Raw genomic sequence first — 8,504 nt, 5'->3', positions numbered from 1 at the left:
TCAGGCAGCTGGCTAGTGGTATTCTCTGGCACGTGGCATATCCTTTTCTCGGCTGAGAATTGACGGCGTCTGAACACCGCCATGATATGCCGCCCCTCAGGGCATCACCAACTTTCGCGCGTTACTCCAGAAAACCATGGCGCATCGGAATATATGAGATGTCAGTGCACCAAACCTGGTTGGGCCGAGTGATATCCAAATCCCTGAGAAGGTATGGATATATCTTGTGGGCCGGGTGCTTCTTGCTGGTCTTCGGCTCTTGGTAGATCGGCACAAGGCGCATCAGCCTCATCAACCGACGCACACGGTGACGACCGCATTTATGCCCCTCTCGTTGCATATGACGGGCCATCTGCCGCGAGCCGTACCAAGGCGTTTCCAGGAACTGCCGATCGATAATTTCCATGAGTGCTAAGTTCTCGGTGCTTTCGCCCCGTGGGTGATAGTACAGGCCGGAGCGGGTCAGTGACAGCAGACGGCATTGCCGACGCACGCTGAGATCGGGGTGATCCTGCTTCACCGCTTTTTGCCTCCAGAGCCGAGAATGAGACTGGAGGCACTGGCCAAAAAATCCCGTTCCACGACCAGCTGGCCGATCTTGGCATGTAGCTTCTCGACCTCCTTTTCGGAGATCGTCGGCTCAGCGGAAGCGGCTCCACCTTCGAATGCAGACGCCATGTTCGCAATCGCAGCACGCTTCCAGCCGCTGATCATTGTCGGGTGAATGCCGTACTTCTTGGACAGCTCGGCCGTCGTCAGCTCTTCGCGGATGGCTTCCAATGCCACCTTGGCCTTGAACTCCGCAGAATAGCGCTTTCGTTTCGTCATCTCAGGTCGGTCCTTCGTCAGTCGCTAAAGCTTAGCAACTGGTCCGAATTCTTGCGACCACCTCTGTCGGTCCGGCACGCAACGATGACGGTCCGGCCGCCGATCGGAAAGCAGCGGAAATACCGGCATCAGGACCTCCAGATCATCCACGCCGAGGAGTTCGACCCGCCGGTGGGCCGAGCACCCGTCATTTGGAAGCTGATCACGAACCTGCCGGTGGCGACCCACGCGGACGCTGTACACAAGCTCGAATGGTACGCGCTGCGCTGGAAGATCGAGACCTTCTTCCGGACCCTGAAAACTGGGTGCCGGATCGAAGAGATACGCTTGGCCACGGCTGATCGCCTGGCCAACTGCATCGCGTTGTGCTGCGTCGTGGCATGGCGCGTGTCATGGCTGACGATGCTGAGCCGCGAAGCACCTGAAGCGTCGCCGGCTGCCGTTTTCACCGAAGCGGAGCGCCGCATGCTAGAACACGCGACCCCGGGTAGAAGGCGGCAAGAACCGCGCAATCTTGAATTCTATGTCAGGGCGGTCGCGCGCCTCGGAGGCTATCTCGACCGGGCGTCCGACGCGCCACCGGGGACGACCGTCATATGGCGAGGCTTCTCCCGCCTCGCCGACCTCGTCGAAGGAGCCCGCATCGCAACGCCGTCACCAGACACTTATGGGTAACTGCAAGAGAAATCGAGCGGTTACACCCGTTCACCCACGAGGCGTTTCTATTGACGTTGATTCGTTCGGGGAGTAACCTCGGAGTGCTTAGATCAGAGATTGGCCCTTCGAATTCCTCGAGAGTTTGGAGGGTCTTCTTCTTTAATGCCCTGTTTCATGCCTCCTTTAATTGCTCGTTGCCTCGATCACTCTTCGGTCACTTCTAGTTCGAATATGCGGAAGAGTTCCGTTAATATCTCGTCTGGCTTGGCAGACAGCCAAGCCGCGAATTTTTCCTGATCGCCTCCTTTCGGTATGCGGATTATTAGATCGCGACGAGATTCTTTAATGAAAACCATCCCCCCCGAAAATTGAACTTCTCGCGGCGAATTAGTCTTCGGTGTGGGGTGCTTACTAAGCGCGGACACGGCTCGTTGAAAGCGGCGCTCAGAGCTATCGCTTTCGTCTTCTTGTCGGATAGCTTGAACGCAGCGTTCCAATCCATTCGGCGTTTCAGCCAACAGAACTACGAAGCTTTTCCAATTATCCCGGCCAATCCCTGGAGCTGATCCAATCATCGTTCTAAGAATATCGGGGACACCGTGGGCAACCTTGAGATAGTCTGAAACCATGCCTTTGCTAGTATTCAAAGCAGTTTCGATCACAGTCCGCTTGTACCCAGAGCCCTCGATGGCCGCTGCGAACATCGCTTTTTCAAAGTAGCTTAGGTCGCGGCGAGCACTATTTTCTTGTCCTTGGGCAATAACAAACTGCTCATCATCGAGATCCCGGACAATGGCTTTAACGGGAATGTCCAGCATTGTGCATGCCTTCAGACGTCGCCGACCATACACAATTTGGAAGCGCCCTTTTGCATCCGGACTTCTACGCACCAGACATGGAACGAGTTGTCCATACTGGCGGATGCTTTCGAGAAGCTCTTGATCTTCTGAAATACTGCTCTCGTCTTCAAGGCGGTCGACCGGGCCGTGAGGGTCAATGATGTCTGGACTGATATCCTGAAGTGCATTGCTAAAGGCCGTATTGACGGAAGACACGAGGCCATATGGATCCCGGGCCTTTTTCGACCGTCCTCCATCACGAGGTGTGCCCGTATCGGTGCTTCCTTCAAGCCCGGCGATAAATCCCAGTTTTCTAGCCATTGCGGCCCCACATTTGTAGAATGAGTTGCTCGACTTCTTCGACACACGCGTCAACAGATTGTCTGGCTCTGTCATATGTCGATTTGGTCATATTACTACGATCGACTTCGTAAATCGTTTCTTCAGTCAGCGCAGCGTCGCTAATTGCCGTGCTTTTAAGAAGGGTATTGGTTAAGACGTCACTGCCAAACAAGTGCCTCAGCAAAGTTACAATTTCGATTTGCGGCCCGTCTGTGGGCTCATGCCGCGTGATGAGAAACCTGAAGAAGTCGACACCGTCTTTCCCGCCATTATCTTCAACTACCTCCATGAGATCGCCTGCCATGCGAAGGAAGGAGTTCATGCTATGGACATCCATCATTCCCGGAACACAGGTCACAAGAATTCCATTCGCAGCAGTGATTGCAGACATCGTCAGGAAGCCTAGCTGCGGTGGGCAGTCTATAATGACGACGTCATAACTGTCTTCCACACTTGCCAATGCCTGTTTCAGCCGGTCATAAAATGGAACTACAGCCTTCCCACCCCACGTATTCTGGTTCGCAAGTACGCGGGCTGTTTCGTGCTCGAAGGTCTGAAGTTCCAACGATGCTGGGACGCAATGTAAATTGGCGATGTGCGTTTCGTAGATGCAATCGTCGAACGGTATTGGATCGCCATACCGTAATGCGTCATACAAAGTTGGCGTGCCCTCGAAGTCGATTTCGACGTTAAAGCCCATCAGGGCAGAAAGCGAGCCTTGGGGGTCAAGGTCGCAGGCGAGTACCCGGTAGCCGTCGAGTGCCATTTTGTGGGCCATATGAGCTGCAGTTGTTGTCTTGGCTGACCCGCCTTTGAAATTGCTCACCGCCACGACCGCCATCGGACTATTGCCGCGCTTTTTTAAGTATGCGCCTTTGCTCTTGGCGGTCTTCTCAAGTTGCCCACGGATGGTCTGGATTTCAGAAGAAGAATACATCCGCCGGCCGCTCACCTTTGTGCTGACTTCAATAATCTTTTCTTGGTTATGAGCTTGGCGAAGATTGGTTGGCGTGGTCCTTAAGAAACTCGCGGCTTCGGCAGCCGAGAAGAGGCGGAGCGTTTTACGCTCGTGCGGTTTATAACTGGATCGCAGGAGACTGCTCAGTGCGTCTCCTAGCTTTTCTGAGCGACGCAAAGCCTCTTCCGAGGTGCTCGGAATTGCCAAAGGTCGTGGCCCGGCTGGGATCTCGTTCATATTCTGCTCGCCCGATGTACTAACGCTTTTCTGTATTTTGTCGCTTTATAGCGTTATTTGAAATGAATGACATCGAATCGAACGCTATGTCAACTCGGGGAGTTTCATTTTTCAAACCAGTTTTTCACGCGCGATTGATCGACCCTATCAAAACTGATCTGACAGCAAGTTTTTTGCCGTACGTGGAGAATGGGTCTGGTAACCAAAATGCCTGCAAAATGTGGGTTCGCAGCTGCGAACAATTCGTCAGGGTTGTCCCCGGAAGCCAAAGGTGTTCGCAGCTGCGAAATTCCCGAACTGCTGGTGTTTTCTGTTTAAAAAAAAGAGCTTTTTGTTTGGTATGAGGTTTCCGCGTCTGATCGTGCCAAGATTGCATCTGAGGTTTTCGGCGTTGCCTTGCTCGGCGCCCACCTCCAAAATTTTCTATGAGAAGAACTCTCAATATAGCTGTTTCCGTACTGGTTTGTGGGAAGTCGAAAGGAGGGCGATGACGCGCAGATATTACCGGCGTTGATAATGATTTTGGTGTGGGCGCATAGGGTGCACTAGAGGAAGGGTTTCGCGCTCAGAGGCTAAAGAGGTAGTGAACCTGAGTATTTTTGGGTTTATTCAAGGTCGCGTCGGCGCAGCTTGGCAGTCGAGACCATTTTCGACAGATCCATTGAAGGCGTGAAGCAGTTCAAGAGACAGTGCGGCGAACCTCACGATGGCGCATCTGTATCGACCCAGTGAAAATCCGCTCATACTACAAGGGAGAACGTAGCGATGAGAATGACGATGAACGACCGACTCAATCGGTGGACAGCGAAGCGCAAAACCGAGCTTTTTATCGAGATCATTCAGAGCAAAACGACAGTGTCGGAGGTGAGCCGGTTGTTTGACCTCCGTCATCGGAGATTGAGGGCTGAGTCGGTGACGCGACGCTCGGGATGGAGGACTCACTGCGGGCCAATCCTCTCGACATCCGAGCGCAGTACGAGAAACAGCTCAAGGACGCCCAAGAAGCGCATGGCGAAGCTACGCTGGAGATCAGCGCAAGAAAAAACGCAGGCCACGCTGGATGCGCAGGACGGGAATTGGTCCGTCGCATTCAGCAGGGCCTCTTGGCCGAAGGCGTCACGGTGCCGCTGACCAAGCTTTGCGCCCGAGTATAGGCATTTCCCAGCGCACCATCTACTACAAGCCGGTGAAGGTCGCGCCCAAGGTAGACCCACAGTTCGCCGAGCCGATCAAGAAAACGATCGAGGAGAAGCCATCCTACGGCTATCGCACGGTGGCCTGGCTTCTGGGATTCAATAAGAACACGGCTTGCCGGATCTTTTAGGTCACGGGATGGCACGTGTCGAAAGCCGGCATGGCCACGACGCCCAGTGCCGCCTTGGAGCATGCTTTGATCGCCAGGTTTGGCTCCTTGGGCCGGGTCGAGGAGGAGTTCCTGCTGAGGTCGGACAGCGGGCTCGGCTCCGCGAGCCACGACTTTACGGCAATTGTCCGAAGCTACGACCTAGAGCGCCGCGCTTGAAACGTGAATCGATGGATTCCCAAACAGTTTGATTTGTGATTCACCCTTTTTGGGAGGATGTCTTATGTCAGCAGCATTGCCGTCGGCGCTTCGGGCGCGATTTCAAGAGTGTATCAGAGAGGGTTTGAGCGGTCGTGCGGCAGCAGCGCGGCTCAAATTATCCGCTGCCACTGGGGTGCGATGGCAACGCAAGCTGTGGGAAACGGGTTCGATCGAGCCAGCTCCTCAAGGCCGTCCACCCGGCTATGGGAAGTTGTCCACTCATCAAGCGTTTCTGGAAGAACTGGTGGCGCAGGATGGCGATATCACCTTGCCGGAACTTTCTGGGGCACTGGAAGCTGCCACTGGCGTTGCCGCGCACGCGGCCTCCATCGGACGGTTCCTGCGCAAGCTCGGATACACATATAAAAAAAGTCGCTGGTTGCCACCGAACGGCTGCGCGCCCGTGTGAAGAAGCGTCGCCAGAACTGGTTCAGACACCATCTTCCAGCCATGCAAGCGCATCCTGATCGGCTTGTCTTTATTGACGAAACATCCGTCAAAACCAACCTGACCCGTCAATATGGCCGCAGCTTATGCGGAAAGCGCCTGGAAATGGATGCCCCGTTTGGCGCATGGGGAACGCAGACGTTCATCGCTGGTTTGACGCACGACAATCTGATCGCGCCGTGGGTCATCAAAGGGGCAATGGATGGTCAGGCCTTTGAAGCCTATGTCCGAAACGTTCTGGCTCCGGAGTTGCAGCCCGGCACTGTCGTCATTTGCGACAACCTTGCCACCCATTACAACAAGGCCGCTGCTGCGGCTTTGCGGGATGTCGGGTGCTGGTTCCTTTATCTGCCCCCATACTCCCCCGACCTAAACCCCATTGAGATGGCATTCTCCAAGCTGAAAGCACACTTGCGAAGAATTGGGGCAAGAACATTCGATCAGATGTTCGACGCGCTCGCCAAAATCTGCGGCCTCTTCACTCCGGACCAATACTGGAACTTCTTCTGTGAGGCAGGATATGCATCAAGTTAAAGGCCAGTCGCTTTAAATCAGGAGTTCATCACGCCTCACAGTCCCCGGCACAACGGCACGGTCGAGAGGTTCATCGGGATGCTTAAGGAGCAGTGTGTGTATCGGCATCGCCTAGAGAGCATCCTGCATGCTATGTGCGTCACCGGTGACTGGATCGCCTTTCACAACAACCGCCCTTATCAGACGGTTGCCATACGCACGCCTGTCGAGGCATTCAGATTAGCGGCTTAACCCGAGCTGATTCCGCTGGGTCATTACAAATCCGCCAAATAGAGTGCAAAATAGCCACATTAAATGAATGTCGCCTGATTGTAGATGAGATCCTCCAGATGGCTTGCGAACACGTCAAGTGCGATGCGGTGGAGTTTGTTGTCTGAACAATCGAACCACCATTTCTTCTGCGACACTAGCATGCAGGCCAGTTCGAGCGACGCCCTGAGCCAATTCATGGCACCTGTTCCCCGGAGGCCGCTGTGTTGTTGCTTTCATTCGTGCCGACGAGTTCTGACTACCCAGCTTCTGGCAAGCCGGCTTACGATCTCGCCAAGATAGCAGGCTAAGAGTAAAGGTTCGCAGCTATATCGCCGCCGCTCGAAATAGTAGGAAATGGCCGCTCATTCATCTTAGCCGAGCAAACCCGTCGCTGGATTTTCAGTAATCTCCACGTCATCGTAATAGCGCATCGCTTGTGCCATCGACCGGTGCAGGCTCAGCCGCATGGCCGCTTGGATCGGAGCCCCGTCGAGCGCGGCTTGCGTTATAAATCCCGCTCGTAACCCGTGGGCTGACGCGTAGGCGGCTGGAAATCCGGCCGAGACCAACCGGGCTTTGACGATGCCGCCGATCCCAGCGGGGGAGAGGCCACGCTCGAGCACCCGGCCGGATTTCGACACCGCCCGAAACAAGAAACCATCGGTGATGGCACCAGCCTCGATCCAGGCCGCCAGCGCACGGGCAGGGCGACCCTTCAGGATCAGTTTCGGGGTCTCGCCTTTGCGGGTGGTTTTGGTCTCCAGCAACAAGAGTCCGACGACGCCGGTCTTATCATAATCGGTCAGGGTGACGTCTTCCCGGCGCAGCCCGGCAAGCTCCGAGCGCCGCCGCCCGCCGGAGCCAAAGCCGGTCATCAGCACCGCCCGGTCGCGCAGGGCCCGCATCCCCTCGGGATCGCTGGGGCTGGCACGGCAACCCACCAGCATCGCCTCAAGGACGTCGCGGGTGATGGGATGCGCCGATTTCGGGGCATGGACGCGGCCCTGAGCCCGGCGGCCCTTGCCGCGCGCCGCTTTCACCAGCGGGGCGTCGAACGGGCTGTCAAGATTGCGCATCCGGTGAAACGCCCGCCACGACGCGATGCGCCGATCGAGGGTCGACGGGGCAGGGGCGGTGAGGTGGCGACGCCGCCCGGTTGCAATCAACGCCTCGGCGACCTGTCTGGCCGGGTCGTGGTCCGGGGCGTCCGACAGATCGCGGCAGTGATCGAGCACAAAACACAGCGCCACGTGGTCCTCTTCCGGCCAGAGCAGTCCGCGCTCGTCAAACCGGGCCATCCTCCAGGCGGTGATGTAGAGTAAGTCGCGCTCATAGGCGCGCAGCGTGTTTTCTGGCGTGCCGCGAATATAGAGATCGTGCAGCGCAGCGCGATCATTCTCTGAGAGCGCCAAAGCGGTCGCATGCAGCGTTAGGTCAGGGGTGGAAAGCGGGCGCATTCGGAGCGATCTCCATGGCAATCTACGGGGATTTTTGCCGATTTCCGAGAAGGTTTCAATAGATGTAATAATGGCACCTTATCGAAAGTAATAGGTCGGGTTACAGCGGCAACGAAGTACGGCGCACAAATTGGGAGTCGTGCGCAGTGTGATAAATAAATTTATGATTTTATTAGTTAAAATTTTGCGGAAAATCGCTCCATTTGCGATGCGATTCGGTAAGTGGGGCAGATTTCCGGGCATTTGTGTTGCGCTCTTGGTCGGGGCTGATTCAAGATGGCATGAGCCCAGTTGACGATGCTGCCTTTGAGACACTTTCGACAGACGCGTTGCGGCGGCTGGTGTTTGACCTTTCCCAGAAGCTGGGATCCCTTGAAGATCAGGTGAGC

The 8,504-nt window shown here is 55.6% G+C and carries 6 protein-coding genes and 1 pseudogene; 3 read left to right on the top strand and 4 right to left on the bottom strand.

Features of this window, described 5'->3' with window-relative positions:
- Window positions 1-828: pseudogene (locus BV911_RS20120) on the bottom strand (IS3 family transposase); the annotation flags it as partial.
- Between BV911_RS20120 and BV911_RS17955 the strand changes: the two are divergent.
- Complete coding sequence (locus BV911_RS17955; RefSeq protein ID WP_256388278.1) at window positions 721-1,503, top strand: IS4 family transposase; 783 nt, start codon at window positions 721-723, stop codon at window positions 1,501-1,503. The pseudogene BV911_RS20120 and the gene BV911_RS17955 overlap by 108 nt on opposite strands.
- 185 nt (window positions 1,504-1,688) lie before the next feature.
- Here BV911_RS17955 and repB read toward each other — a convergent pair whose 3' ends face one another.
- Window positions 1,689-2,645: a plasmid partitioning protein RepB gene (gene repB / locus BV911_RS17950; protein WP_168184134.1), complete on the bottom strand. Its 957-nt coding sequence runs from the start codon at window positions 2,643-2,645 to the stop codon at window positions 1,689-1,691.
- Window positions 2,638-3,861: a plasmid partitioning protein RepA gene (gene repA / locus BV911_RS17945; RefSeq protein WP_086054945.1), complete on the bottom strand. Its 1,224-nt coding sequence runs from the start codon at window positions 3,859-3,861 to the stop codon at window positions 2,638-2,640. The genes repB and repA overlap by 8 nt, the downstream gene beginning before the upstream one ends.
- Before the next feature lie 1,586 nt (window positions 3,862-5,447).
- Between repA and BV911_RS17930 the strand changes: the two genes are divergently transcribed.
- Together BV911_RS17930 and BV911_RS20435 are read left to right on the top strand one after the other, a co-directional pair.
- Window positions 5,448-6,406 (top strand): IS630 family transposase gene (locus BV911_RS17930; RefSeq protein WP_205963902.1). Its coding sequence is split into 2 segments (ribosomal slippage): window positions 5,448-5,789 and window positions 5,792-6,406, totalling 957 coding nucleotides; the frame shifts between segments, so codons are not numbered across the junction.
- Window positions 6,407-6,433: 27 nt separating this feature from the next.
- Entirely contained in the window at window positions 6,434-6,637 is a 204-nt protein-coding gene (locus tag BV911_RS20435) for an integrase core domain-containing protein (protein ID WP_086054943.1), read from the top strand.
- Window positions 6,638-7,029: 392 nt separating this feature from the next.
- Here BV911_RS20435 and BV911_RS17920 read toward each other — a convergent pair whose 3' ends face one another.
- On the bottom strand, window positions 7,030-8,115 hold the full coding sequence (locus tag BV911_RS17920) for a tyrosine-type recombinase/integrase (protein ID WP_086054942.1): 1,086 nt from the start codon (window positions 8,113-8,115) through the stop codon (window positions 7,030-7,032).
- Window positions 8,116-8,504: the final 389 nt, after the last annotated feature.

Origin of the sequence: Pseudoruegeria sp. SK021, from assembly GCF_002119405.1 — a bacterium.
Taxonomy (GTDB): domain Bacteria; phylum Pseudomonadota; class Alphaproteobacteria; order Rhodobacterales; family Rhodobacteraceae; genus Meridianimarinicoccus.
This window is presented reverse-complemented; position numbering and strand designations above follow the sequence as displayed.